Source organism: Gemmatimonadaceae bacterium (assembly GCA_035633115.1).
Taxonomy (GTDB): Bacteria; Gemmatimonadota; Gemmatimonadetes; order Gemmatimonadales; family Gemmatimonadaceae; genus UBA4720.
Map to the genome: position 1 here is coordinate 249,228 of DASQFN010000047.1, position 25,325 is coordinate 274,552.

At 62.9% G+C, this 25,325-nt stretch carries 25 protein-coding genes and 1 tRNA gene; 22 read left to right on the forward strand and 4 right to left on the reverse strand.

All coding sequences use genetic code 11. The features are described 5' to 3' along the window. Window positions 1-167: 167 nt before the first annotated feature. The 4 genes from VES88_05670 to VES88_05685 form a co-directional block, all read right to left on the reverse strand. Window positions 168-241 (reverse strand) — tRNA-Ile (locus VES88_05670). Window positions 242-272: 31 nt separating this feature from the next. Then, window positions 273-1,811, reverse strand: a complete 1,539-nt coding sequence (locus tag VES88_05675) for a hypothetical protein (protein ID HYN80971.1) — start codon at window positions 1,809-1,811, stop codon at window positions 273-275. Beyond that, complete coding sequence (locus VES88_05680) at window positions 1,799-2,806, reverse strand: DUF2279 domain-containing protein (protein ID HYN80972.1); 1,008 nt, start codon at window positions 2,804-2,806, stop codon at window positions 1,799-1,801. The genes VES88_05675 and VES88_05680 overlap by 13 nt, the downstream gene beginning before the upstream one ends. 38 nt (window positions 2,807-2,844) lie before the next feature. After that, window positions 2,845-3,867: a PfkB family carbohydrate kinase gene (locus VES88_05685; protein HYN80973.1), complete on the reverse strand. Its 1,023-nt coding sequence runs from the start codon at window positions 3,865-3,867 to the stop codon at window positions 2,845-2,847. Between the two features lie 87 nt (window positions 3,868-3,954). On the opposite strand from VES88_05685, the gene VES88_05690 reads away from it, so the two are divergent. From VES88_05690 to VES88_05795, 22 genes are all read left to right on the forward strand, one after another. Beyond that, window positions 3,955-4,815, forward strand: a complete 861-nt coding sequence (locus VES88_05690; GenBank protein HYN80974.1) for an ABC transporter permease — start codon at window positions 3,955-3,957, stop codon at window positions 4,813-4,815. Continuing rightward, window positions 4,812-5,873, forward strand: coding sequence for an ATP-binding cassette domain-containing protein (locus tag VES88_05695; protein HYN80975.1), 1,062 nt, complete (start codon window positions 4,812-4,814; stop codon window positions 5,871-5,873). The genes VES88_05690 and VES88_05695 overlap by 4 nt, the downstream gene beginning before the upstream one ends. 24 nt (window positions 5,874-5,897) lie before the next feature. Continuing rightward, a complete protein-coding gene (locus tag VES88_05700; protein HYN80976.1) occupies window positions 5,898-6,875 on the forward strand; it encodes an MlaD family protein in 978 nt (325 codons plus the stop codon). A 7-nt stretch (window positions 6,876-6,882) separates the two neighbouring features. Beyond that, complete coding sequence (locus VES88_05705; protein ID HYN80977.1) at window positions 6,883-7,914, forward strand: asparaginase; 1,032 nt, start codon at window positions 6,883-6,885, stop codon at window positions 7,912-7,914. Between the two features lie 19 nt (window positions 7,915-7,933). Then, on the forward strand, window positions 7,934-8,608 hold the full coding sequence (locus VES88_05710) for a carboxymuconolactone decarboxylase family protein (protein HYN80978.1): 675 nt from the start codon (window positions 7,934-7,936) through the stop codon (window positions 8,606-8,608). A 30-nt stretch (window positions 8,609-8,638) separates the two neighbouring features. Continuing rightward, on the forward strand, window positions 8,639-9,658 hold the full coding sequence (gene obgE, locus VES88_05715; protein ID HYN80979.1) for a GTPase ObgE: 1,020 nt from the start codon (window positions 8,639-8,641) through the stop codon (window positions 9,656-9,658). Between the two features lie 18 nt (window positions 9,659-9,676). Further along, window positions 9,677-10,540, forward strand: a complete 864-nt coding sequence (gene dprA / locus VES88_05720) for a DNA-processing protein DprA (protein ID HYN80980.1) — start codon at window positions 9,677-9,679, stop codon at window positions 10,538-10,540. A 24-nt stretch (window positions 10,541-10,564) separates the two neighbouring features. Then, window positions 10,565-11,683 carry a radical SAM family heme chaperone HemW gene (gene hemW, locus VES88_05725; protein HYN80981.1) on the forward strand — a complete coding sequence of 373 codons (1,119 nt, stop codon included), beginning with the start codon at window positions 10,565-10,567 and terminating at the stop codon, window positions 11,681-11,683. Window positions 11,684-11,705: 22 nt separating this feature from the next. After that, window positions 11,706-12,746 carry a heat-inducible transcriptional repressor HrcA gene (hrcA, locus tag VES88_05730; GenBank protein ID HYN80982.1) on the forward strand — a complete coding sequence of 347 codons (1,041 nt, stop codon included), beginning with the start codon at window positions 11,706-11,708 and terminating at the stop codon, window positions 12,744-12,746. A 10-nt stretch (window positions 12,747-12,756) separates the two neighbouring features. Further along, window positions 12,757-13,887, forward strand: coding sequence for a molecular chaperone DnaJ (gene dnaJ, locus VES88_05735; protein ID HYN80983.1), 1,131 nt, complete (start codon window positions 12,757-12,759; stop codon window positions 13,885-13,887). 96 nt (window positions 13,888-13,983) lie between these two features. Further along, window positions 13,984-14,754, forward strand: a complete 771-nt coding sequence (locus tag VES88_05740) for a 50S ribosomal protein L11 methyltransferase (GenBank protein ID HYN80984.1) — start codon at window positions 13,984-13,986, stop codon at window positions 14,752-14,754. Continuing rightward, window positions 14,727-15,482, forward strand: coding sequence for an RsmE family RNA methyltransferase (locus VES88_05745; protein HYN80985.1), 756 nt, complete (start codon window positions 14,727-14,729; stop codon window positions 15,480-15,482). The genes VES88_05740 and VES88_05745 overlap by 28 nt, the downstream gene beginning before the upstream one ends. After that, window positions 15,482-15,823 (forward strand): histidine triad nucleotide-binding protein, encoded by a 342-nt coding sequence (locus VES88_05750; GenBank protein ID HYN80986.1) that lies wholly within the window; start codon window positions 15,482-15,484, stop codon window positions 15,821-15,823. The genes VES88_05745 and VES88_05750 overlap by 1 nt, the downstream gene beginning before the upstream one ends. Before the next feature lie 102 nt (window positions 15,824-15,925). After that, window positions 15,926-16,114 carry a 30S ribosomal protein S21 gene (gene rpsU, locus VES88_05755; protein ID HYN80987.1) on the forward strand — a complete coding sequence of 63 codons (189 nt, stop codon included), beginning with the start codon at window positions 15,926-15,928 and terminating at the stop codon, window positions 16,112-16,114. A 3-nt stretch (window positions 16,115-16,117) separates the two neighbouring features. Beyond that, on the forward strand, window positions 16,118-16,561 hold the full coding sequence (locus tag VES88_05760; protein HYN80988.1) for a GatB/YqeY domain-containing protein: 444 nt from the start codon (window positions 16,118-16,120) through the stop codon (window positions 16,559-16,561). 82 nt (window positions 16,562-16,643) lie between these two features. Beyond that, complete coding sequence (locus tag VES88_05765; GenBank protein HYN80989.1) at window positions 16,644-19,052, forward strand: endonuclease MutS2; 2,409 nt, start codon at window positions 16,644-16,646, stop codon at window positions 19,050-19,052. Beyond that, window positions 19,049-20,866: a DNA primase gene (gene dnaG / locus VES88_05770; GenBank protein ID HYN80990.1), complete on the forward strand. Its 1,818-nt coding sequence runs from the start codon at window positions 19,049-19,051 to the stop codon at window positions 20,864-20,866. Before VES88_05765 ends, dnaG begins: the two co-directional genes overlap by 4 nt. 17 nt (window positions 20,867-20,883) lie before the next feature. Then, window positions 20,884-21,591: a hypothetical protein gene (locus VES88_05775; protein ID HYN80991.1), complete on the forward strand. Its 708-nt coding sequence runs from the start codon at window positions 20,884-20,886 to the stop codon at window positions 21,589-21,591. A 31-nt stretch (window positions 21,592-21,622) separates the two neighbouring features. Then, a complete protein-coding gene (gene recJ / locus VES88_05780; protein HYN80992.1) occupies window positions 21,623-23,380 on the forward strand; it encodes a single-stranded-DNA-specific exonuclease RecJ in 1,758 nt (585 codons plus the stop codon). Further along, window positions 23,367-23,903 carry a 16S rRNA (guanine(966)-N(2))-methyltransferase RsmD gene (gene rsmD, locus VES88_05785; protein ID HYN80993.1) on the forward strand — a complete coding sequence of 179 codons (537 nt, stop codon included), beginning with the start codon at window positions 23,367-23,369 and terminating at the stop codon, window positions 23,901-23,903. Before recJ ends, rsmD begins: the two co-directional genes overlap by 14 nt. A 1-nt stretch (window position 23,904) precedes the next feature. Then, window positions 23,905-24,402: a pantetheine-phosphate adenylyltransferase gene (gene coaD, locus VES88_05790; GenBank protein HYN80994.1), complete on the forward strand. Its 498-nt coding sequence runs from the start codon at window positions 23,905-23,907 to the stop codon at window positions 24,400-24,402. Window position 24,403: 1 nt separating this feature from the next. Beyond that, on the forward strand, window positions 24,404-25,315 hold the full coding sequence (locus VES88_05795) for a phosphate acyltransferase (GenBank protein ID HYN80995.1): 912 nt from the start codon (window positions 24,404-24,406) through the stop codon (window positions 25,313-25,315). Window positions 25,316-25,325: the final 10 nt, after the last annotated feature.

Genomic DNA, 25,325 nt, shown 5'->3' on the forward strand with positions numbered 1-25,325 from the left:
TGACTTAGCGTCGGACGCCAATGATCAGTGTTACGGGTCCGGTAAGGTAATACTGCCGAGGCTGGTGAAGAGGTCGAGCGGCTTATCGAGTGGGTCGCGGTTCAGGACCACGTCACCGGTGAGGACGAGCACAAGCTCGTCACCCGCGTGAAGCACGTAGAGACGAATGGGCCCTGCAGGGTTCGAACCTGCGACCGTCGGATTATGAGTCCGCTGCTCTGACCGGCTGAGCTAAGGGCCCACACTGATCTCAAGCTACCGGAGCAATCTCGCTACTGAAAGGTGACAAGCCACCGCGGCACCCAGACGACTTTGACCCGTCCCTCGAAAGCGGTGATGTCCCTTCCGGAAACGTTGTGCCGGTTTCTCACCTGATTGATGCCGATGTCCCCCGTCAGCTGCAGATCACGGCTCACGGACGCCGCCCCGCTCAACCCGATGCGGTTGACGGTCCAGAGAACTCCACTGAGAAACCCGGGGGTGGTCTCGTAGTCGGCGGCCGCGGGATAGATCTCACGGTAATCGCCCTCGCCCTGCCGGCGGCGTGCCACGTATAGCTTGAGTGGCGTTCGAGGCACGAGCGCAATGTCGGCGCCAACCCGGACTTCGTCGTAATCGCTATACGAACGCCCGAGTCCGATTCCGAAGCTCGCGTATCGTTCCGCGATATTTGGGGTCCGATAGGCGAGATTCGATACGCGTGTGTAGCTCGCAAACCACTTTTCGTCGCCGCTGAGCGGCAGTCCTTCAGCGCTCGCACTGAAACCATAGGATGTCGGCTCGTTGCATACTGTGTCACACTTATCGATCTGGAGATCGTCCAGCATCAGATGCGCAGCGTATGTCCCGAATCGCCCGGCACGCCAGGAGCCCTCGAAGCCCATGCTCAGGTTTCCATCCACTCGCTCGTTGCGCCAGCTCAGCGAGTACACGTTGAATGGATTGATCACCACCGGTTCCAGCCCCCTCCCGACTCCCGTATAAAGGAAGCCTTCGCTCAGTGCGCCCTCGAAGCGCCCATGGCGATAGGAGAGGCGATGGATCGAGAAATAGCGCGACGTTTCGACGCCGGGCGTGATGACATAATTCTCGAGCCTCGCGATCACGCTCGAGATGTGGATCCTGTCGGTACCGAACCGCGAATAGAGATGATCGTACGTGAACGCCGCGCCACTCACCTGCAGTCCATGCACGGCGGGAGGACCCCAGTTCCTCGCCACGCGGCCGAATGCGACTTCCGCGTATTTCCACTGTCCGCCGACATATCCGTCCTGTGTTCTCCCGGCGATCTTTCGATCCTTCCTTCCGGTGAAATCAGGATCCCGGTTCAATCGAGTGTCGAGGATCGCTCGGACAGCTGCAACGAGATTGCCGCCTCCGAGCACGAAGTAGCCGGCCATTCCCGGCTCAGCGTCATTGCTTGCGTCGGCGAGCATGAGCTCCTGCCGCGCCGAGGTCTCCGCGGTGACGTAGATGTCGAACGTTGCCTTGGCGCGGAACGGAAGCGAATCCGACGCCGGCTCACCGCGCTTTCGAAGCTCGTATCGCTCGAGGCTTTTCTCGAGCGCGCGAAGATATCCCTCCAGTCGTGGCGTGGGTCCCCGCTCGGACGCGGTGTCGGCAGCGGCTCTGATTGCGTTCACGGTGTAGGGCCTCTCGAGCGTTGCAAGCGCCTGGAGCGACCCTCGCGCCATCAGTGCGTCGACGTAGCTGTAAGCGATGTCGTCTACCGGAACGTAGGGAGAGGCCTGACCTCGCAGTGACAGCGGCAGCAGAATGGCCGCGCACACGAGGCCCCTCAGCGATACCACTTGAGCAGCTCGAGGTCCGGGGTCAGCTGCAGCGCTGGCGAGGGCAGGTGGATGTAGCTGAGGTTCCGCTTGAAGGTTTTCCAGATTGGGTTATCGCCCGGAAGCTTCTCGGGATCGAAATCGATCGTCAAGAGGATTCTTCGCTTTGCGCGCATGTTCGCCCCCGTCTTCGCGTCGATCCAGTCAGTAATGGAATGGCCGGCTGAAACTCGCAGAAAACCAGGCCAGTACGGCTTTGCGTCGTCCGGGAGCATCGCGTTGATGTCCGCCGAGACCCAGTAGGTCTGTCCTGAGTAGTCGAGCGAAGGGCGAAGCTCGCCGGGGATGTTTCTCGCGTTACGCATGGCTGCTGTCCTCGCGTACGAGATCGTGGGCTTTACGGCACGAAGGGGCGGTTTCTTCTGCTGCGCGACTGCCCACGCCATTCCCAGCGTGTTGGCGAGTAGATCGGGGTATGAGAATCCATACTTGTCGAACCTGCCGTCCCATATCTCGATCTGCAGCTGGAACACTGTGGCGTACGCCGCGCTCCACCACAGTGCATGGGATCGCGACATACATGCGTCACGCAGAACCGCATTTCCGATCCGCGCGAGATGGTAACCGCCGTGCATGTGTCCGAACTTGTCCTGGTCGCGGAAATCCTCATCCCAGTCCGAGCGAAAAAAAAAGCGGTCTGCCTTCGTGCCTGACCACCACGCGCGCTTGAAATAGCGGTAGAGCAGGGCATTCCCGCCGACGAAAACTGCGCCCGCGGCCACTCTGCGCGCCTGCACTTCAGCCTTGTTCCGCCCGCATGTGGAAGGGGGAACAGCAACCGGCACGGCGGAGTCAGCCTGATGAATCGAGTCCGGTTTCGCCGCGGTCGTGTCTGCTGTCGCAGTCGTATCCGGTGGCGGGGTTTGCGCGCGCGCGGACGACGCGCCGCCAAACGCGATGAAGCTCACGACGAGCAGGAAAAGCCTCCAGCCTCGTATCTCTCCAGCAGATACCAATACCGCTCCCATTGATCGTGATCGACTGTTACGACTTGCTAGTGGAGTGGAGATGAGGCGCCCGATGTCACGCTCTCGCTGAAGTGATCGTACGCCGCAATCACCTCGTCGGTCTGGACCGTCGCCGCGCCAAGCTTTCCAATCTCGACTCCCGCGGCAAAGTTCGCGATCACCGCCGCCTCGGCCGGCGTTCCACCCGCTGCAAGCATTGTTGCGAGATAGGCCGTCACTGTATCCCCCGCGCCAACGACGTCATACACCTCTCGTGCCGTCGTGGGGATTCGGCCGATCTCACCGTCCGCGGAAAGCAGGGCCATTCCCTTCTCGCCGAGCGTGAGAAGAAGGTGTTCGACACCGAGGCGGTCGAAAGTCGCGGGCAGAGCTTCGGCTTGATCGAGCTTGAATTCTGCGCCAAGCGCGGACTCGAGCTCCCGGAGATTCGGCTTGAAAATCGTCGCTCCGGCGTAACAGAAAAAGTTCCTGTACTTTGGATCGACTACCACCGGAATGCCGCGGCTCCTGGCGTGGCTTATTACGGGAGTGATCAGCGACGGAACGAGCAGACCCTTGTTGTAGTCCTCGAGCACGACGGCATCCGCCGCGTCGACGGCGCTCAAGGCGGAGGACAGGAGACTATCCATGTCCGCACCGGTGAAATCCGCGTCGTCCTCCTCGTCGTAGCGGACGAGCTGCTGCGATCGCGCCAGCACTCTCGTCTTCGTTGTAGTCTGTCGACTGACGCGCACTACGGTCCGTGTTCTGGCACCGACCTCGTGAAGCATCTGTCGCACGAGCACCCCAGCGGCGTCCTCACCGATGGCGCATACCATGTCACACGCGGCTCCGATCGCTGTGATGTTCTGAGCGACGTTAGCGGCACCCCCGAGAGCGAGTTTTCTCTCCGTAACTCTGACAACGGGAACGGGGGCTTCGGGAGAGATGCGGTCGACGTCGCCGCGCAGATAAACGTCAAGCATCGCGTCGCCGATAACGGCGATGCGCTTGCCCGCGGCGGCGTTGAGGAGCGCGACCAGCCGCTCGCGTGTAATTGTCTCGATCATTCGCGTGGAAGGTAAATGGGCACGGTGCGTGCGGCAAACCGGGCGTGCGCTTTAGTAAACTCTTACATTATCTGCGCAAATTGATCATTGGGGTGGCTCCAGCGCCGCCCCGATGCGACGCTCGCTTCCTTCCACGCCTCCCAATTGCTCGATCGCTTCAACAACGCACTGAAGCGCCAGGTGCTTTCCCTCCAGGAATATTTCGTTCTGGCAGGGAAGTCGATCGGATTCATCTTCGCCCGGCCGTTCTATCGCGGCGATCTCGTTCAGCAGATGGATGCCATTGGCGTGGGCTCGCTCGGAATCGTGCTTCTCACCGGTTTTTTCACCGGGATGGTGCTCGCGCTGCAGACGTCCGTCCAGCTCAGGACCTTCGGCGCTACGATGTACATCGGGCGTCTCGTGGCCGGCTCGATGATAAGAGAGCTCGGCCCGGTACTGGCCGGATTGATGGTTGCGGGACGCGTTGGATCTGGAATCGCCGCGCAGCTGGGATCGATGCGCGTCACCGAGCAGATAGATGCACTCAACACGCTCGGCACGGATCCGATCAAGAAGCTGGTCACGCCGCGCGTGCTCGCGGCGCTCATCATGGTGCCGACGCTTACGGTGATCAACGATCTCGCCGGCATTCTCGGCGGCAATGTCATCGCCGAGCTCTACCTCGGAATTCCGACGTCGATGTACTGGCGCACAGTCTGGGAGCAGATTGCGTCGGGCGGGTTCATGCTGACGTACGTGCCCCATGATTTCATCCATGGCCTCGCGAAGCCGTTGGTGTTCGGAGGCATCATAGCTACGGTCGGATGCCACTTCGGTCTCAAGACAACAGGCGGAACCGAGGGAGTCGGGATTGCCACTACCAGAACTGTGGTCACCGCGAGCATTCTGATTCTCGTGGTGGACTATTTCATAACGCAGCTGCTGCTGGCGGTTCTCGGTACATGAGCGACGACGAAGAGCCCAAGGCTGAGCCCGCCGCGGAAAACGGCGCGGTAAATCCGGCGGCCGAGCAGACTCCGGCCGAGAGCCGGGCATTTGAGAAGGATCGTCTCCAGCCGCCGATAGGCAAGCGCCAGGATAAGCAGGAGGAGCGCGGGGAGCGGCGGGCGCCGCGGCCGGACGAGGCCGCCATCCCCGACGCCGAGCAGGGCGATGCGCCTATACGCCGGGGCGGAGACGACACGCGCGTTCGCCGTGCGATTCGATCGGAGCTCGATCTCGATCGCGGTCCGGAGCCGCCCGAGCCTGCGAGCACGATGGAGTACAGCGCGATGAACATCGTCGCGCTCGACCACGTGTACCTCTCTTTCGATCAGCCTATACTCGAGGATGTTTCGTTTACCGCAAAGGCCGGCGAGACGGTGGCGGTCCTGGGTGAGTCCGGGACGGGTAAATCGACGATCCTCAAGCTCCTGCTCAGGTTGCTCGTTCCCGACCGCGGTCGCGTCTTCCTCGATGGAGAGGAGATCACACAGCTCCCCTTCGACCGTGCGTTGAGAGTGCGCCAGAAAATGGGGATGGTGTTCCAGGGCGCCGCGCTCTTCGACTCGATGACCGTTTATGAGAACGTCGCTTATCCTCTTCGTGAGCACACCGCACTGTCGGAGCAGGAAATCGAAGCGCGCGTGCGCGAGAAGCTCGACTTCGTGGATCTCGACCCCGACAAGGTTCTGGATCAGATGCCGTCGGAGCTCTCCGGAGGAATGAAGAAAAGAGTCGGCATCGCGCGCGGCATGGCAAACAACGCGAAGATCATGCTGTACGACGAGCCTACGTCAGGCCTCGACCCGCTGACGACGGGAACCATCACGAACCTGATTCTGAAGCTGCAGCGGGAGCTCAGGGTGACGGGCGTCGTGGTCACGCACGATGTTCGATCGGCGTTCAGGATGGCCAGCAAGATTGCTGTTCTGGCCAATAGAAAGATTCATTTCTTCGGGACCCCTGAAGAGATGTCGGGAAGTGATGACCCGTATCTTCGCGATTTCCTTGGCGGTTTTTGACATGGCATTAACTTCCAGCCGACGATGAAACGCTCGACATTCATAACCTGGGACCAGCTGAAGGTCGGCGCGATGATCGCCGTCGCCCTCGGGATAATGGTCGTTGCCATCATCAAGCTGGGCCAGCAGGCGAATCTGTTCGCCAGCCACTACGAGCTCGTTACGTTCGTGCCGAGCACCGCCGGGCTGCGTGAGGGAGGTCAGGTTACAATAGCCGGCCAGCTCGCCGGCTCGGTCAAGTCGATTGAGTTCCTTCCGGTGGACCTCGACACCACACGGAATCTCAAGATCATCATCCAGCTCGACCAGAACGACTCGGCGCAGGTGAGGCGCGACTCCAGAGCGACGCTTCGGACGCTCGGACTGATTGGCGACAAGGTGTTCGACATAAGCCCGGGAACGCCGCGCTACGCGACGCTCAAGGCCGGCGATACGATCTCCCTCGCAAACGCGCTCGATTACGAGGCTGTGTTGCGGCAGGCAGCCGGGGCACTCGACAGAGTCGTCTCTCTGACCGGCACCATCCAGTCGCTGGTCAATGGCGTGTCGCGCGGCGAAGGGACGCTTGGCGCGCTCGTCACAAGCCGCACACTTTACGACGAGCTGAACTCCACGCTGGTCAGCACCAACCGCGTGATGGTTAGCCTCCAGAACCCGCGCGGCACAATCGGTCGTCTGCTGAACGATCCCGCGCTGTACGCAAATCTGAATCGTGTGCTCGTTTCCGCCGACACGATCGTCGCCCAGCTCGGCTCGAGCCAGGGCACCGTTGGAAAGCTGTTGAGGGATGACCAGCTCTACACGCGTCTCGTTTCTACCGTCTCGGCGCTCGATACGCTCGTTGGAACAATGTCGCGCGGAGACGGCACGATGACGAAACTGTTCACTGACAAGGAGCTCTACGACCGCCTTCTGTTGACGGTGACTGAGCTGAATACCGTTCTTGTCGATGTGCGTCGAGACCCGAGACGGTACACAAAAGGATTGATCTCGGTATTTTGATTATGTAATGCGAAGCCACGAGCTGGATGTCGTTGTCACGCGCGGAAACGCGGTAGAGTCGTATCACCGCGTGCACGCCGCGGTCGTCGCGGATGGCGACAAGCTTCTCGCCGAGGCCGGTGATGCGCGGATGCTCACCTACTGGCGCTCGGCGGCCAAGCCTTTCCAGGTCATGCCGTTCCTTGCAAGCGGCGGGTTCGATACGCTCGGCTGGGGCGACGAGGAGCTCGCGATTGCGTCCGGCTCTCACGGCGGCGAGCCCGAGCATGTCGCGCTCATCGAGAAGATGCTGGCGGAGATCGGGCTCGAGGAGGGTGACCTGGCGTGCGGGCCACAGGAGCCTCTGACCTCGCGCGGCGCGAAGATTCTCCGCGAGGCCGGCAGCCGAACTAAGCGAACGCACAACAACTGCTCGGGGAAGCACACGGCGATGCTGGCCTACGCCCGGCAGAGCGGCTGGCCGATCGAGGGCTACGAGCGCATCGAGCATTCGGTACAGCAGTCGATCCTGAACCACGTTGCGCTCTGGGCTGACATGCGGCCTTCAGAGCTGGACCTCGCCGTTGACGGCTGCGGCGCGGTGGTCTTCGGACTTCCGCTGGATCGGATGGCGCGCGCGTACGCGCGGCTCGGATCCGCTGCACGGCGCGGCGAGGAGATACCGTCGCGAATCGTCAACGCCATGGTCACGCATCCCTTTCTCGTTGGCGGCACCGACAGGTTCGACACCGTCCTGATGGAAGAAACCGACGGCAGAATTGTCTCCAAGGTCGGTGCGGAGGGAGTTCACTCCGCGGTGGTGCCTGAACGCGGGTTGGGAATCGCCCTCAAGGTCGAGGACGGCAACAGCCGGGCGCAGTATCCTGCCCTCGTGCGCCTGCTCCAGGAGCTCGACGAGCTGCCGGAGAGGCTGCCGCCTCGTCTGGCTGAATTTCTCCGAAAGCCTGTCCGCAACAGTCGAGGCGAAGTGGTCGGCGTCATCTCTGTCGGAGGAGGCGCGGGGACGCGCTTCGCGGCGCCGGCCCTCGCGTCAATCTGATTCCACCTGCGGACGGCGGATGCCGTCGGCGGCCGCCGGCAGCTCCATGATTTCGTTTCTCGATCGGGAGACGTGCGCGCTCGTGAGACTCGCGGCCGCAATCGCCGGCTCGGACGAGGCAACCACAAGGCGCGTGATCGACGAGATTGCGGGCTCGGTAAGTCCGCAGGCCGCCGACGAGGTAATTCTGCAGTCATACTTGTTCGCGGGGTTTCCACGCGCACTCAACGCGGCGCGCATGTGGCGCGGGGCATCGGGCGTCCGGGCGCCGCTGGCTGACGAAAGTGCCTCGGCCCGGCATGCCGAGGAATGGGAAAGAAACGGGGAGGCAACTTGCGGGATTGTGTACGGTGCATCGTACGAGCTGCTCAGACGCAATGTCCGGGAGCTTCATCCGGCGCTGGACGCTTGGATGATCACGGACGGCTACGGCAAGGTGCTGTCTCGTCCGGCGCTCGACCTCAAACGGCGCGAGCTGTGTGTCGTCGCTGCGTGCGCGGCCGCAGGACAGCAACGACAGCTGCATTCACACCTGCACGGCGCCATCAACAGCGGCGCATCTCCGAAGGAAGTCTCGGCGACGCTCGAGGCGCTAAGCGATCTGGTTGGTCCGAGGGAGATCAAGCAATACCAGGCTCTGCTGGCGCGGGTTGTCGCGAGCCGGTCTGCACAATCGTCGCCGGATACGGGATGATCCGCGCCCGGGCCAGAGTCGCAGGCTTCGATGTTCGTTGATCGAGTTGTCGTGACCGTCGAAGCCGGAACCGGTGGCTCGGGCTGCACCTCTTTCCGCCGGGAGTTTCGCGCCCCGATGGGCGGGCCCGACGGCGGTGACGGCGGACGCGGCGGCGACGTGATTGTCAGAGGCGACGGTAATCTCGCCACCCTGCTCGACTATACCTATCGCGATCGCTGGGTGGCGGACCGTGGCGAGCACGGCATGGGCTCGAACAAAACCGGTCGCGCCGGCGGGGACATAGTGCTTCCCGTTCCACCGGGAACGATCGTGCGCGATGCCGCGACCGGGGAAATCGTCGCGGAGATTCTGGCCGATGGTCAGGAGGAGATAGTTGCAAAGGGCGGCCGCGGCGGGAAAGGAAACACTTTCTTTGCTACCGCCACGCATCAGGCGCCGCGCGAATGGCAGCCGGGTGAGGAGGGCGAAGTCCGGAGGCTCGAGCTCGAGCTCAAGCTCATCGCAGACGTCGGGCTCGTGGGTCAACCCAACGCGGGCAAGTCCACACTGCTCTCCGTGATCTCGGCGGCGACCCCTAAAATCGGCGACTACCCCTTCACCACGCTCAGCCCAAACCTCGGTGTCGTTCAGCTGAGCGATCATCGCACATTCGTGGTGGCCGACATTCCCGGCATCATCGAAGGAGCTCATGAGGGGAAGGGCCTCGGGCTGCACTTTCTTCGTCATATCGAAAGGACTCGCCTGCTGGCGTTCCTCATTCCGATCGACGCAATGGACTGGCAGGAAGAGTACGACCAGCTTCGGCGCGAGCTCGATGCATACTCGCCGGAGCTCATGCAGCGCCCCCACTGCGTGGTTTTCACGAAGCTCGATCTGCTCGGAGAGGACTATCTCCCCGCGATTCGAACCGACGATGCGTTTGGCGTGTTCGCGGTCAGTGCGCCGGGCCGCCAGGGACTGGACGGGCTGCTCGCGGCTTGGTGGTCCGAGCTGCAGTGGCTGAGAAACAAGGCGAGCGACTCGGCTGCAACAGCTGAATTACCATAGGTTTGTACTGCCTGCTTCATGCCAGTTATTCACGTCGCGCCGGCACTCTGGAAGCGTGGAGACAACGATTATCCGACCGCTCTCGAGGACCTCGAATACCCGCCCCGCCAGCTGCACGCACTTGGCGACGCGAGAATGCTCGAGGGACCGTCGGTATCGGTTGTCGGAACTCGACGGCCCACTGCTTATGGCCTGAGGATTACGCGCGCGATTGCCGGCGAGCTCGCGCGGGGGGGCGCATGCATCGTCAGCGGAATGGCGCGCGGCATCGATGCAGCCGCGCATCGCGCCGCGCTCGAGGTAGACGGCCGAACCGTCGCCGTGATGGGAACAGGAATCGACGTGCCGTATCCGGCTGGACACCGCGCACTGCATGACCTCCTCGCCACGCGCGGGCTTGTCGTTTCCGAGTACGGTACTGGCGCGACCGCGCATAGGGGGACCTTCCCCCGGAGGAACAGGATCATCGCCGCGCTCGCGCCCCTGACTATAGTGATCGAGGCAGGCCACAGGAGTGGCGCCCTCAACACCGCGCGTCAGGCAGTTGATCTCGGCCGCGTTGTCGCCGCGGTCCCAGGCCCGATCGATTCCCCCGAGAGCTGCGGCACGAATGAGCTGATCAGAGACGGCGCGATGCCAATTGTGTCGGTCGGCGACGCTCTCGCTCTCGCTGGCGTGAGCCCGCCTCCGAAAAAGCGCGACGCTGAGCTGACAGAAACGGAGTCGCGTGTTTGGGGGGCACTCTCGGGCGGAGGGCTCGACGCTGACGCTCTCGCTGCGCGCTCGCGTCTGCCGGCCCGCGAATGTCTTGCCGCCGTCACTTCGCTCGAGCTTCTCGGGATGGTCGAATGCCTGCTTACAGGGGAAATACGGCGGAGATAGGGCGCGGACGGGGTATATTCAGCCGTGCTTCCATCACATCTCTACGTCCACGTTCCTTTCTGCGCACGTCGCTGCTCCTACTGCGATTTCTCGATCGCGGTGCGCCGCACCGTGCCGGTCACGGATTATCTAGGCGGAATTCAACGGGAGCTGGTGGTAGTCACCGCGCCAGCTGGCATGAAGTCTTCGTCCTGGAATCTTGGCACGGTCTATCTCGGAGGCGGAACTCCGTCGAGCCTCGGAGCCGAAGGTGTGCGCCGGCTTCTCACGTCGATTGAGGCGTTCGCGCAGATCGCGCCGGGCGCAGAAGTCACGATCGAGGCCAATCCGGAGGACGTGACACCAGAGGCCGCCGACGCATGGGCTGCGGCGGGAGTCAATCGTCTCTCGCTCGGCGCGCAGACCTTTGACGATGAAGTCCTGAAGTGGATGCATCGCACGCACGACGCCAGCAGGATCGGGGACGCGGTTCGATCCGCGCGTTCCGCGGGGATCGTGAACATTTCGCTCGACCTGATTTTTGCCCTGCCGCCCGAGATTCCGCGTGCGTGGACACGGGATCTCGACGAGACCCTGGCCTTGTCGCCGCAGCATGTTTCGCTCTACGGTCTGACGGTCGAGCCGGCAACGCCCCTGCAACGGTGGGTAAGCGCAGGGCGGGTTTCATCGGCCAGCGAGGACCGATACGCGGATGAGTTCCTCGAAGCGCACCAGCGAATGACAAGTGCAGGGTTTGTACACTACGAAGTCTCCAACTTCGCGCAACCGGGTCGAGAGTCGCGGCACAACTCCGCTTACTGGACTGGCGCACCATACATGGGAATTGGTCCGGCCGCCCACAGCTTCGACGGCGAGCGCCGGCGGTGGAACGTAAAGCCGTACGCGCAGTGGCTCGCTGCACTAGGCCGGGCAGAATCCGTCGTCGAAGGGTACGAGCTCATCGACGCGGAGAGCGCGAAATCGGAGCGCATTTATCTCGGGCTTCGTACCCAGACAGGTTACCTCGCCGGCGCTTCCGATCGCGCCGCCGCGGAGAGCTGGGAACGCGCCGGCTGGGCAGTGATCGACGGTGATCTCGTGCGTCTAAATGCCGAGGGTTGGTTGCGGCTGGACAGGCTGGCCGCCGGGTTGACAGGACTTTGAGGCGATTCTTACGTTGAAACTCATGGCTTATCCCGAGCTGAGCGAGCGCGAGAGGCGGGTGCTCGAAGCCGTCATCCAGTCATATGTGGAGACCGCTCAGCCTGCCGGCTCGCATGCCATTGCCCGTCGCTTCGGCCTGGGCGTGTCGGCGGCGACGATTCGAAACACGATGAGCGACCTCGAGTTCAAGGGGATGCTGTATCATCCTCACACGTCGGCCGGTCGCGTCCCGACCGACGTCGCATACCGGGTGTACGTCGACTCGCTCATTCGGCTGCAGCCGATGAAGAAGCGGGAACACGACAGGCTCACCGCCGAGATTGCGTCGGGCGGATCCGCCGTCGAAGCGATACTCAGACGTGCGGCGCAGAGTCTCGGTGTGATCACTCAGGAGCTGGGCATCGCGCTGGGCCCGCGACTGGACAACAGCGTGCTCGAGCGTCTCGACCTCGTGCGTTTGTCGGCGGAGCGGATTCTCGTCGCTCTCACACTCACCGGCGGCGCGGTGAGAACGATTTTTGTCGAAGCAAAAGGCGAGGTTGCCGACGCCGCACTCGCGGAGGTAACCGCCGTTCTGAATGAGCGCCTCGCCGGATCGACGCTGCGTCAGATCAGAGCGAGCCTCGGGGCACGCCTTCGCGACAGCAGTCCAAGCGACAACGCGGCAGAGCTGTTGAATGTCTTCATCGAGGAAGGCGATCAGCTTTTCGATGTCGCGATGCAGCGGCCCGAAGATGTAATGCTTGGACACGCGTCGGTGCTCGCGGAGCAGCCGGAGTTCGCGAGCGTCAACAGCATGAAGAAGCTCGTCGCGCTGACCGAGACGCGGGAGGATCTCGCTGATCTTCTCAGAAAGCGCAGCGATGTAGGCGGGATAACGATCAGCATCGGATCCGAGCACAACGATCCCCGCCTCGAGAATTTCACCGTCGTGACGGCGCAGTACCACGCGGCCGGCTTGAGCGGCGTCATCGGCGTGATCGGACCGACTCGCATGCCTTACGAGAAGGTCATCTCGCTCGTTACACACACATCGAAGCTGATTACAGAGCTACTGGAGTAGCTGAGCGCGTATGGCTGAGTTCTACCAGATTCTCGGCGTCCCTCGCGACGCGACCGAAGACGAGATAAAGCGCGCCTATCGAAAGCTGGCGATGACTTATCATCCGGACCGGAACAACGGCTCGCGCGAGGCCGAGGACAAGTTCAAGGAGATCACCGAAGCCTACGATGTGCTTCGCGATCCGAACAAGCGCGCGACATACGACCGCTTTGGTGAAGCCGGGCTACGCGGCGGCGCGGGCGGGTTCCATCACGTCGACCTGTCGGAAGCGCTCAACATCTTCATGCGTGATCTCGGTGGATTCGCCGGGTTCGGCGATCTCTTCGGCGGCGGCGGGGGATCGACGGGTCCGCGGACGGGATCGGACATTCGCATCACTCTTCCACTGCGACTCGCCGAAGTTGCGACGGGCATCGAACGCTCGGTTACCGCGAAGCTTCTCATGACGTGCGATCGCTGTGAGGGGAAGGGTGCGGAGCCCGGCACGGAGGTGCTCCGCTGCACCACCTGCGCGGGCTCCGGCGAAGTGCGGCGTGCACAGCGCTCATTCTTCGGCCAGGTGATCAGCGTCACCCCATGCCCGACCTGCGCGGGAGAAGGCACCGTGATCTCTTCGCCGTGCAGGAAATGCCGTGGTGAGGGTCGGGTGAGGCAGGAAGAGAAGATCACCGTCAAGGTGCCCGCCGGAGTCGCGACCGGACAGTACATGACGATGCGCGGCGCTGGAAACGTTGGTCCGCGCGGCGGAGGGCGCGGCGACATCCTGATCGTATTCGAGGTCGAGGAGGATCCTCGGTTCGAGCGCGATGGAGAGGACCTGTACTGTGAAGTGCTGGTCACATACCCTCAGCTCGTGTTTGGAGCCGACGTGGAAGTACCGACGGTGAGCTCGAGCGTCACGCTTCACGTCCCGCCGCGAACTGAAAGCGGTCAGGTCTTTCACCTGAGGGGCCGAGGGCTTCCGCGGGTCAACGCGTCAGGAGTAGGCGACCTGCACATCCGCCTGCAGCTGCACACGCCCGAGACTCTCATCGAGGAAGAGGAGCGGTTGATCAAGCGGTTGGGGGAGATACAGGTCGCGCCGCTCGAGCGCCGCGGGAAAGGATTCTGGTCGAAGGTGAAGGAATCGCTGGGCGCGTGATCTTCAGCGGACGCGGGCGGCTACACGCCTGATCTCGGTCGCGCGTCGTCAGACTGGCTTCGGATCAGCGTCGCCGGCCCGCGTCGGCGACAAGCGGTGATCGACGCCCTCATCGCGCACGGGTCACCCGGAATCGAAGAAACCGGCGTGGATATCGTTGGCCACGTTCCGGCAGCGTCGTCCATCGATGGGCTTCGATCAGCGATACTCGCAGCCGACCCAGCGGCGAGCGTCTCCATTGCTCCGGGTATTGCGCGCGACTGGAGTGAGTGGAAGGCGAATGTGCGGGCGCACAAGGTCGGCTCGCTGACAGTGGCGCCGCCCTGGCTCGCCGCAGCGTCCGATCGCGCGACGACCGTTGTGATCGACCCGGCGATGGCGTTCGGCACAGGGGAGCACGCCACGACCCGGGGCGTGATCCACTTGATGCCGAGCGTTGTCACGGCAGATTCCCTCGTCGCGGACCTCGGCGCGGGATCGGCGATTCTCTCGATTGCGGCGGCGAAGCTTGGCGCGAAGCGCGTCGTTGCGATCGAGCTCGATCCGGATGCCGAGAGCAATGCTCTCGCGAACATCAGGCGCAACGGGGTCGAGGACCGTGTTCATTTCATCGGTGGTGATGCGCTTACGCTTCTGCCGCTCGTTGCTCCGGTAGATCTCGTGCTGGCCAACATTCTTTCGTCAGTCATTGTCGAGCTACTTCCCATAATTCGCGACTCGCTTGCCCCGGAAGGGCGCGCGATTCTTTCCGGAGTTCTAATTGAAGAACAGCCGTCGATGGTGGGCGAGATCGCGCGCGGCGGGTGGGCTGTCGAGGCCGAACACACTGAGGAGGGTTGGTGGAGCGCTCTGATCGCCAGGCCGTAGCGACGTTCTTTTCTTCCGATCAGTTCGTTGCCGGCGAGCACGTCTCCCTCGGCGACGAAGCGGCACAGCACGCTCGCGTTCTTCGTATCGGCCCGGGGTCGGCGGTCGAGCTCCGGAACGGCGCCGGCGGCGCGGCGCGTGGTGACATTGCGCGAATGTCGAAACGATCCGTGATGATCGACGTCGAGGAAGTCTGGTCCCTTCGGCCTGCTCCGCCCGTGCATCTCCTTGTGCCGGTTGCGGACCGGGACCGGATGCTGGTTCTGGCGGAAAAAGCGACCGAGCTTGGTGTGGCGAGCTGGCGGCCCGTCATGTGGAAGCGGTCGAGGAGCGTTGCGGGGAGGGGCGAGGGTCCGACATTCGTCGGACGAATTCGTGCACGAATGATCTCCGCCTTGACGCAGTCCGGTGGGGGATGGCTGCCCGAGATTCACCCGTCGGCGCAAGTGAGTCGCGCTATTGCCGCTGCGCCGCCAGGCACACGATTGCTGCTCGACGCGTCTGCGGCTCAGACAATGCTCGCGGTAGATCCTGTCTTTCCGCTCGTGATCGCTCTCGGTCCGGAAGGAGGACTGGCAGACGAGGAGCGTCAGGAGATGGTCGACGGATTCTTCACCCCCGTCCGTCTTGCTTCCACCGTGCTCCGTTTCGAGACCGCCGGAATCGCGGCACTCGCGGTTGCCAGGGCGATTGCGGAATCAAGAATCCAGCAACCGGTGAACGGGTAATGCCTTCGAAATGTCTTTTCTGCAGAATCGTCAGTGGTGACATCCCGGCGGACATACTCGCCGAGCGGGACGATGCTATTGTCTTCCGCGACATCAATGCACAAGCTCCCTCTCACATGCTGGTGATCCCGCGGCGGCATGTGGAATCACTCGACGATGCCGACGACGCAGTGGAGCTCGGCGAGCTGCTGCGGCTTGCGGCGGAGGTCGCGAGGGATGAGGGGTTGGCGGATTCGGGATATCGCGTCGTAATCAACACCAATGACGACGGAGGTCAGACCGTTCGCCATCTGCATCTTCACGTACTGGGTGGCCGCCGGATGACCTGGCCGCCAGGCTGAGATGCGGAGCGCTTTACTTGCTCGTCATATACCCACGGGACTAACTTGTTACGTCTATACACACTACCGGCGCACAAACGCCACGAAGGGGGGAAGTAGATTTTGTCGGAAGTCATAATTCATGACGACGAGAACTTTGAGCGCGCGCTCAAGCGCTTCAAGAAGAAGTGCGAAAAAGCGGGCATTCTTTCCGATCTCCGCAAGCATCGGCACTACGAGAAGCCGAGCGAGCGTCGCAAGCGCAAGCTGAACACCGCGATGCGCAAGAACCGTCGGACGCGTCGCGTCTAGCCAATGTCCGAGCTGGTGACGCGGTTGCAGGCAGATCTCAACGCGTCGCGAAAAGCGCAGGACAAGCCCGCCACCCTTCTGCTCGGCACGGTCATCTCCGATATCAAGAATCGGCGCATAGAGCTTCGGCGGGATCTCGCGGACCCTGACGTCGTGGATGTCCTGCGGAAGGGAATCAAGCGGCGGCGGGAATCAGTGGACATGTACGAGAAGGGCGGCAGGGAGGATCTCGCGGCGAAGGAACGGTCCGAGGTCGCTCTTCTCGAGAAGTATCTGCCGCCGCAGGTCGGCGAAGACGAGCTGCGCTCGGCCGTCAAAGCAGCGATTGCCGGAGGAGCAACTTCCATCGGCGCAGTGATGGGAACCGTCGTGCCGCGCTTCAAAGGGCGGGCCGAGGGCGCCACGATCAACGCCATCGCGCGTGAGGAGCTCGCAAAACAGGGGTGAATGTTCTTGTCGCAGCATCAAAAACCCGAACTGGCGATGACATTCGCGAGTTCGGGTTTTCGCGTTTCGGGATCGTCGTGAGATGAACGCTCACGCGCTCCGTGTAATTGAATTTCCGGCTACGCTGGAGCTTGTCGCGGGCAAGGCGTCGTCCGCGCTCGGCGCGGAGCGTGTTCGCGAATCGTCACCGCAGACCGAGCGCGCGTGGCTCGACAGCGAGCACGCGCGCGTCACTGTCGTTCGATCACTCGTCGAGAGCGAGCTGCACTGGCACCCGCAGGCAGTCCCCGACATACGCGTGGCTGTCGAGCGGCTTCGCATTGAAGGTGCCTCGTTGACGGCAGCTGAGCTGCTCGCGATTTCGGGCGTGCTCCGCAGCTCCCGACTGACACGCGAGGCGCTCAAGAGCGAGCAAGTACCGCCTCTCTCGCGAGCGCTGCTCGCTCCCGAGCTCGAATCTCTTCTCGCATCGCCAGCCGACGAGAAGAAGATCGCGACTGCAATTGACGACGACGCGAACGTAAGAGACGAAGCATCGCCCCAGCTTCGTCGGATTCGTCGCGAGCTCCGCGGCTCCCAGGGTGAGCTCGTCAAGCTTCTGGAGCGCCTGATCGCGAGACTCGAGCCTCACCACCAGGTTCACGACATGTCCGTCACCGTGCGGAACGGGCGCTTCGTGATCCCCGTGAGGAGAGAAGCCCGCACGACGGTTGGCGGAATCGTCCACGACACATCGTCGACCGGGGGCACCTTGTTCGTCGAGCCGCCGGCGGCTGTCGAGGCAGGGAATCGCATTCGCGAGCTCGAGGTGGAGGAGATTCGGGAGATCGACCGCATTCTCGCCGAACTCACTGAAGCGTTGAGGCCATCGCGCGATGCGATTGCGGCGACACTCGAGGCGCTCGTCGAGCTCGACAGTCTGTATGCCCGCGCACAGTTCGGAATTGAATTCGAGTGCGGAACCCTCGAGCTTGGCGCGGCGGCCCAAGGATTCACGATAATCAACGGGCGACATCCTCTGCTACTCGCGCAGGCAATTCCTGTTGTGCCGTTCGATCTGAAGCTGGAGCCAGCCGAAAGAACGCTGCTCATTTCCGGACCGAACACCGGCGGAAAGACAGTCCTCCTCAAGTCGCTCGGACTTTTTGCGGCGATGGCGCAGTCGGGAATCCCAGTGCCGGTTGGAAAGGGTTCGAGGCTCGCGATCTTCGATGAAGTCTTCGCGGATGTTGGCGACGAGCAGTCAATCAGCTCCAGCCTTTCAACCTTCAGCGCACATGTTCGCAACCTTGCCGAGGTACTCCGCTTCGCCACGGCCGACTCCGTGGTTCTGATTGACGAGCTGGGATCGGGCACAGATCCGGTCGAGGGCGCGGCCCTTGGCGGCGCGATTCTGGAATCGCTTACCCGGCGCGGAAGCCTGTCTGTAGCAACGACACACCTCGGCGCTCTGAAAGACCTTGCCGCGGAAGTGCCTGGAGTCGTCAACGCGTCGCTGCAATTCGATTCCGTCGCTCTCGCGCCGACTTACCGGCTGATCAAGGGAATCCCAGGTAGATCCTACGGCCTCAGCATTGCGCGGCGGCTCCAGCTTCCCGACGAGGTGCTGGACCGGGCGGAGGCTCGTCTTCCAACCGGTGAACGGGACGTAAATGCGCTGCTGGCGGAGCTCGAAGCCCGGGAGCAGCGACTCACCGAGAGCGAAAAGGAAATCGCCGCCATCGGCGACGACGTCCGCCGGCGCGCCAAACGTGTCGCCGATCGGGAGCGCAGTGTGAAAGAGCGCGAGCGAAACGCAGAACGCGATGCGCGGAAGGAAGCTCGCCGCGTCCTTCTCGATGCCCGTGACGAAGTCGAGAACACGATCCGCGAGCTGCGGCAGAATGCGGCGGATGCCGCTGAAGAAGCAGCGCGCGAAGCGAGACGCAGAGTCGAGCAGCTTGCGGCGGACGAAGCAAAAGCCATTTCGGCGCTGGATGAAGCAGCCACCGCCGACGCTTCGCGCACAGGGGAACAGGAATACGAGCCTTCGCCGTCGTCGGGCGCACTGATCGAAGGCGACTTCGTGTCCGTTCCGTCGATGGGAGGGCGCGTGGCGCGGCTCATGGAGTTTCGCGGTGACGATGCCGTTGTGGCCATGGGCTCGGTCAAGCTTACGGTTCCGCGGTCGTCGCTGGAGCGCGCGCGAGCCCCCGAATCCGGCGAGCGCGTGCAAGTCGCCATAAGAGGCGACGTACCAGAGCTTCATGTGAGCAGTGAGATAGACCTGCGTGGAATGCGGGCTGCAGAAGTGGACGATCTGGTCATGCGATCGGTGGATTCAGCGGTTCGCGCGGATTTGAAAACGCTGCGGTTCATTCACGGGAAGGGAACCGGAGCATTAAGGGAGCGTGTTGCGGAGATGCTCCGGAAGGAAAGTCGCGTCTCGAGCTTTCGGCTTGGTGCCTGGAACGAAGGCGGAGCCGGAGTCACGGTGGTAGAGCTCGCATGATCCCCGACGAAACCGTTGAGCAGGTTCGAGAGGCGGCCGATATCGTCGGAATAATCGGCGAGTACGTCCCGCTGAAGCGCACCGGTGCTGATTTCCGCGGACCGTGCCCCTTTCATCAGGGCACGCGGCGCAACTTTTCAGTCTCGCCGTCGAAGCGGATGTATCACTGCTTCGTCTGCAACGAGAGCGGAGATGTCTTCAAGTTCCTGACGAAGCGTCTCGGCGTGGATTGGCCCGAGGCCGTGCGGATCGTCGGCGAAAAAGCCGGCATCGAAGTGCGGGACACGAAGACGAAGCGTGAGGGCCCCGATCCGCGGGAGCAGTTCTGGGAGCTGAACGCAACCGCCGCTGAATATTTTCGGCAGCTGCTGTGGGACGAGACGATTGGAGCCCCGGCGCGCGAATATCTGTCCGAGCGTGACATTTCCCGCGCGGTCGCGGAAGAGTTTTCGCTCGGCTTCGCGCCGCGGGAGATCGGGCTCATGCGAACGTACATGAACACCCTCGGGTTCGATGACACTCGTCTGCTCGAAGCCGGGCTGCTGGTTCAACCGGACCAGGAGACCGAGCCTCGCCCGCGCTTCCGCAACCGTCTGATATTTCCCATACAGGACTTCGCCGGCCGTCACGTCGGCTTTGGTGGACGCCTCCTCGGGCCGGGCGACGTGAAATATCTCAACTCATCCGATACTCCGGTCTTTTCGAAGGGAAAGCTTCTTTACGGACTCAACAGATCACGCAATGCAATACGCCGCGCCGATCGTGCGCTGATCGTCGAAGGCTATTTCGACGCATTGCGCCTGATGGCGGCCGGTCTCGAGGAGGTCGTCGCGCCGCTTGGCACGGCGCTCACGGAGATGCAGGCAGCACTCCTGCGGAAGTACACGCGGAATGTCTTCCTGCTCTATGACAGCGACGCGCCGGGACTCAAGGCGACGTTTCGCTCGGGCGATGAGCTCCTCCGTCAGGGATTGTCGGTGAGAGTCGTAACCCTGCCTGCCGGCGAAGACCCCGACAGCTTCGTTCGCACAAAGGGCGCGGCGGCACTCGCCGCCGAGCTGGACAACGCGATAGATATTTTCGAGCGAAAGATCCAGATCCTCGAGCGCGGTGGCTGGTTCGGCGAGCTTCAGAAGAAACGTCGCGCGCTCGACCGGCTGCTTCCAACGATTCGGGCGACGTCCGATCCCATCATGCGGGATCTCTACGTCTCGCGCGCCGGCGAAGTGACCGGCGTCAACAGACAAATCCTCCTCGGTGAGCTTGGTTTGACCGGAACGGCGGCTGCGCCACCCCGTCAGCCGCCCGCTCCGCGCATCAATCTCGAGATACGCGCGCGTCGGGGAGACCGCCGGACAAGGGCTCATGTAAACAGGGCGTCGGCCGAGCGGGAGCTCATCCGCGCGATGCTCGCCCAACGATCGCAAGTCGAGGCAATCGCGGAGCGCATCGGGCCCGAGTCGTTCAGGGACGAGCGCTATCGCGCGATCTTCACGGCTCTGCTTTCGGCCCCCGACGGCGCGTCACTGAGTGATCTCGCTCCAATGCTCGACGCGGAGACGATAGAGGTGGCGGAGCAGCTGCTGGAAGATCGACTCGGGCTCATCAATGCGCAGCGCACGATAGATGATTCGCTCGCACAGCTCGAGGTGCGAGCGATGGAAGAGCGGCTCGCGGAGATCGACGGGCTGCTGTCGCTCGCCAGCGAGGAGGAAAAGGCGGCACTCGATGACGAGCGGCGAAAGCTCGTTACTCTGATGCGCGCATCGGGCAAGATGTCGTTCAAGGCATTCCGGCGCGGCCGGACACGCTGATAACCCGGAGGAAAATGATGCAGACGGATGTCGAAGTTTTGCTGGCCCTGCAGGCGGACGACACGGAGATCAGCGATCTCGAAAACCGGTTGCGGGCGCTGGAGCCGCGGATGACGGCGCTGGATCGCAAGCGCGAAACCGCTGTCTCAGCCCTTGCGCGAGCACGCGGCGCGGTTGAATCCGAGGAGAGGCGGCAGCGCGATCTCAACACGAAAGTGGCGGCGCACAAGCAGATGCAGGAGCGAAACCTCGCTCAGTTCGACGCCGTGAAGCGGCTCAAGGAAGCGACGGCCGCGATGGCTCAGGTCGAGTCCGCGCGGCGTATCATCGCTGAAGACGAGAGCGAGCTTCAAACAATCTCGCGCCGCCTGAACGAGCTGCGCTCGTCGGTAGAGACTCACGAGCTCGCGGTGGTGGAGATCGAAGCAGAACAGGCGACCGCCCGCGGCGAGATAGACGCCGAGCGAGAGGAAATCAAAAGCTCACTCGAGTCCGCGCGTCGTGCCCGCGACGACAAGACGGCCGGCGTCCCGCGGCCCTTGCTCGGCAAGTACGACCGGATTCGAACGCGGCGGCCGAAGGCACTCTATCCGCTCCGCGGGGATTCATGCGGCAACTGCGATACGGCAATTCCAATGCAGCGACGAAACCTCATGGCTGTGAATGGTGCGATAGACGTGTGTGAAGCGTGCGGAGTGCTGCTCTACCGCGCGTCGGGCGCTTGAGCGCATTCGCGGCGCCGCCTAAGTTGCGAAGGTGACCGCAACAACCGCCGTCCCGGGAGCACGCGGCAGCCCACGTGCCGGCGCCCGCTGGATCATCCCGCGAACGCCCGACCCGGACGCCGTCGCTGCGCTGTGTGCAGCTCTGAGCCTGCCTGAAACGGTTGCGAATCTCCTCCTTATTCGAGGTCACGCTGACGCGGATTCCGCCAAAGACTTCCTGCGACCCCGTCTCGCCCATCTTCATGACAGTTTTTCCATGCTCGGCCTCACCAAGGCGGTCGAGCGGCTTGCTCGCGCGTGCAAGGATGGCGAGACCGTTCTCGTTCACGGCGACTACGATGTAGATGGGATCTGCTCCACCACGATCATGACGCGGACCCTCCGCGAGTTTGGAGCGAAGCCCGTTCCATTCATTCCCCGGCGAATTGAAGATGGGTACGACCTGAGCAAAGCCGGTGTTCACGCTGCGCTGGAGAATCGTGCAGCTGTCGTTGTCACCTGTGACTGCGGAACCAGCGCGAGGGAGCCGGTAGCCGAGCTGTGCCAGGCGGGAATCGATGTCATTGTCACCGACCACCACCTCCCGGGCGAGGCGCTCCCCGATTGCCTTGCGGTTCTCAATCCCCGGCAGCACGGGTGCGAGTACCCGGACAAGGATCTCGCAGCGGTTGGTGTGGCCTTCAAGCTTGCGCTTGCTCTGGCCAAGCACATCGGCAGGAACGACGCATTCATCTGGGGAATGCTCGACCTCGTGGCGCTCGCCACGGTAGCGGACGTGGCGCCGCTCAGAGGCGAGAACCGTATTCTTGTGCGATACGGTCTGAGGATGCTTGCCTCCACGCGAAACATCGGCCTGCGGTCGATGATCAGGGCAGCTGGGCTTCAGGGCAAGCTCATGACAGCCGGCCGCGTGGGGTTCATTCTGGCGCCTCGGCTGAACGCGGCGGGCCGAGTCGGCCACGCGATGCGCGGCGTACAGCTCCTGATGAGCGACAACGAGCACGAGGCGAACACTATTGCACGAGAGCTCGAAGAGCTCAACGCGCGGCGTCAGGAGCTCGATCACGAGACGCTCGACCAGGCGCGCGAGATGCTCGAGCACATGGATCCCGCGGAGACTTACGGGATTGTTCTCGCGAGCGAGAGCTGGCATCCGGGAGTAATCGGCATCGTCGCTTCGCGAATCGTCGAGGAATACGGAAGGCCGACTGTTCTCATCGCGCTGGAGGGCGAATACGGCAAAGGGTCGGGCCGGGCGATACACGCTCTCGATCTGCACGGAGCGCTGGCCAAATGCAGCGATCTTCTCCTGCGCTTCGGCGGACACCGCGCAGCGGCCGGTATCACCATCGCGCGTGACAGGGTCGATGAGTTTGCCTCCCGCTTCAATGAGGTCGCGCGAGCGTCACTCGCACCCGAAGACCTCATTCCGGAAGTGCGGATCGACCTGGAAGTGGGGCTCGACGGCGCGAATGAAGATCTCGAGAAGATGTTGCGTCACTTCGAGCCGTTCGGGATGGGGAACCCGGCACCGGTGCTCGTCGCGCGCGGTGTACATCTCATCGCGCCGCCCAAGCTCATCGGACGCGATGGCCTCAAGCTCCGCCTGGCCGCAGGTGGCGGCGAGCTCGAAGCGATCGGCTGGGGGTTCGCGTCCAGAATTGGGGAATTCGATCCGGCACTGCCGGTGGATGTCGCTTTCCGACTGGAGCGCGACGACTTCAGGGGGGAGAGCAGGCTTCAGGCGCGCATTGCGGACGTCTGTCCGCACACTCATGCAGAGACCTGACATGCGTATCGTGGCCGGGCGCTGGAGAGGTCGCACGATCGACGCTCCTTCCGGCCGAGGCGTTCGTCCAACGCTCGACCGCGTCCGCGAAGCGTGGATGAGCATTCTTCAGAAAGATCTCCCGGGAGCTCGTGTTCTCGATCTTTTCGCCGGGTCCGGTGCACTCGGACTGGAGGCGTTGTCGCGAGGGGCCGAGAGCGCAGACTTCGTCGAAAAAAACACAGCGAGCCTTCGCTCTCTACGCGCGAATATCGACAAGCTCGAGGCAGGCGACGTGGCAATAATGCACAAGGCCGACGCGATTCAATTTGCGGAGAGTCTCCCGCCGGGTGCATATGATGTGGCGTTCGCCGACCCGCCCTATTCGGGCAGCGGCGCAGTCGTTCTCGCTTCGCGCTGGCTGCAGGTTCCGTTTGCAACGGTTCTGTCCATAGAACATTCGGCCTCGACGACAATGCCACCGGGTGCCGACACCCGTCGGTATGGCACGACGGCCATCACCATCTACCGCAGCGAGGGCTAGCGTGGGGACAATCGCGATCTACGCCGGCAGCTTCGATCCGGTGACGCGCGGTCATGAGGACCTTATCCGGCGGAGCTGCGAGTTCGTCGACAAGCTCGTCGTTGCAGTCGCGCTCAACAGCCTGAAGAAGCCGCTGTTCACGGCGGACGAGCGTGTCGAGCTGATAAGGCGCGTCACGAGTGATAACACGTGCGTTGAAGTTCACCAGTTCGAGGGCCTCCTTGTGAACTTCGCCAGGAGTGTCGGCGCAACACTGATCATTCGCGGGCTCCGCGCGATGAGCGACTTCGAGTACGAGTTCCAGATGGCTCTCATGAATCGCCACCTGTCGCCTGGCCTCGAGACGGTGTTCATGATCCCATCACTCGACACGACTTACATCAGCTCGAGCATCGTGCGGGAGATTGCGCTGCATCGGGGGTCGCTCGACGGCCTCGTCCACCCTGCCGTCGCGGAGGCGCTGGTAAGGCGCTACTCCACAGCAGCGCGATCGCAATAGGATGAGCTTCATCGAGAGCCTCCGCAGCCGTGCGGCAGCCCTCGAAGTCCGGATCGTTTTCCCGGAATCTCGCGACGAGCGCGTGATTGCCGCGGCGGACGCGCTCGCAAAGTCTCGCGTCGTCCGACCAGTTCTGATTCTCGATCCTGCTGCGACAGAGCAGCAGCATTCGGTCGCCCGCGCGACCGGAGCCGAAACAATTCTTTCCGGTGCCGCTTCACCACTCGAGTACGGCCACGGGCTTGTCGCGTCCGGCGCCGTTGATGGCTGCGTAGCCGGTGCTCTGTATACGTCGGCCGAGGTCTTGAGATCGGCGCTCCGGGTGATCGGCCTCAGGCATGGCCTCAAAACCGTGTCCAGCGCCTTCTATATGGTGGCGACGTCACCCTGGGGCGCCGGCGCTGAGGTGCTCACGTTCACCGACTGCGCCGTCGTCCGATACCCCAGCGCCGATCAGCTCGCGGACATCGCGCTGTCCGCGGCCGAGGATCGCCTTCGGATAGTCGGTGACGAGCCGCGGGTCGCTCTCCTTTCCTTCAGTACCTGCGGGAGCGCGGAGGGCGAAAGCGTCGACACGGTGCGTGAAGCCCTTCGACTCATCCGGTCTCGCGCCCCCGATCTCCGCGTGGACGGAGAATTGCAAGGCGATGCGGCGCTGGTTCCGGAGGTCGCCCTCCGCAAGGCGCCTCGCGGAAGTATCGGTGGCAACGCGAACGTGCTCGTGTTTCCCACGCTCGACGCGGGAAACATCGCGTACAAGCTGGTGCAGCGTCTCGCAGGGGCGAGCGCTATCGGTCCAATTCTTCAGGGACTGGCCCGGCCGGCTGCCGATCTCTCGCGCGGCGCGACGGTGGAGGACATTATTAACGTCGCCGCGGTTACCGCACTGCAGTCGGTGCCGGCTGCGGCCTGATGAAACACAC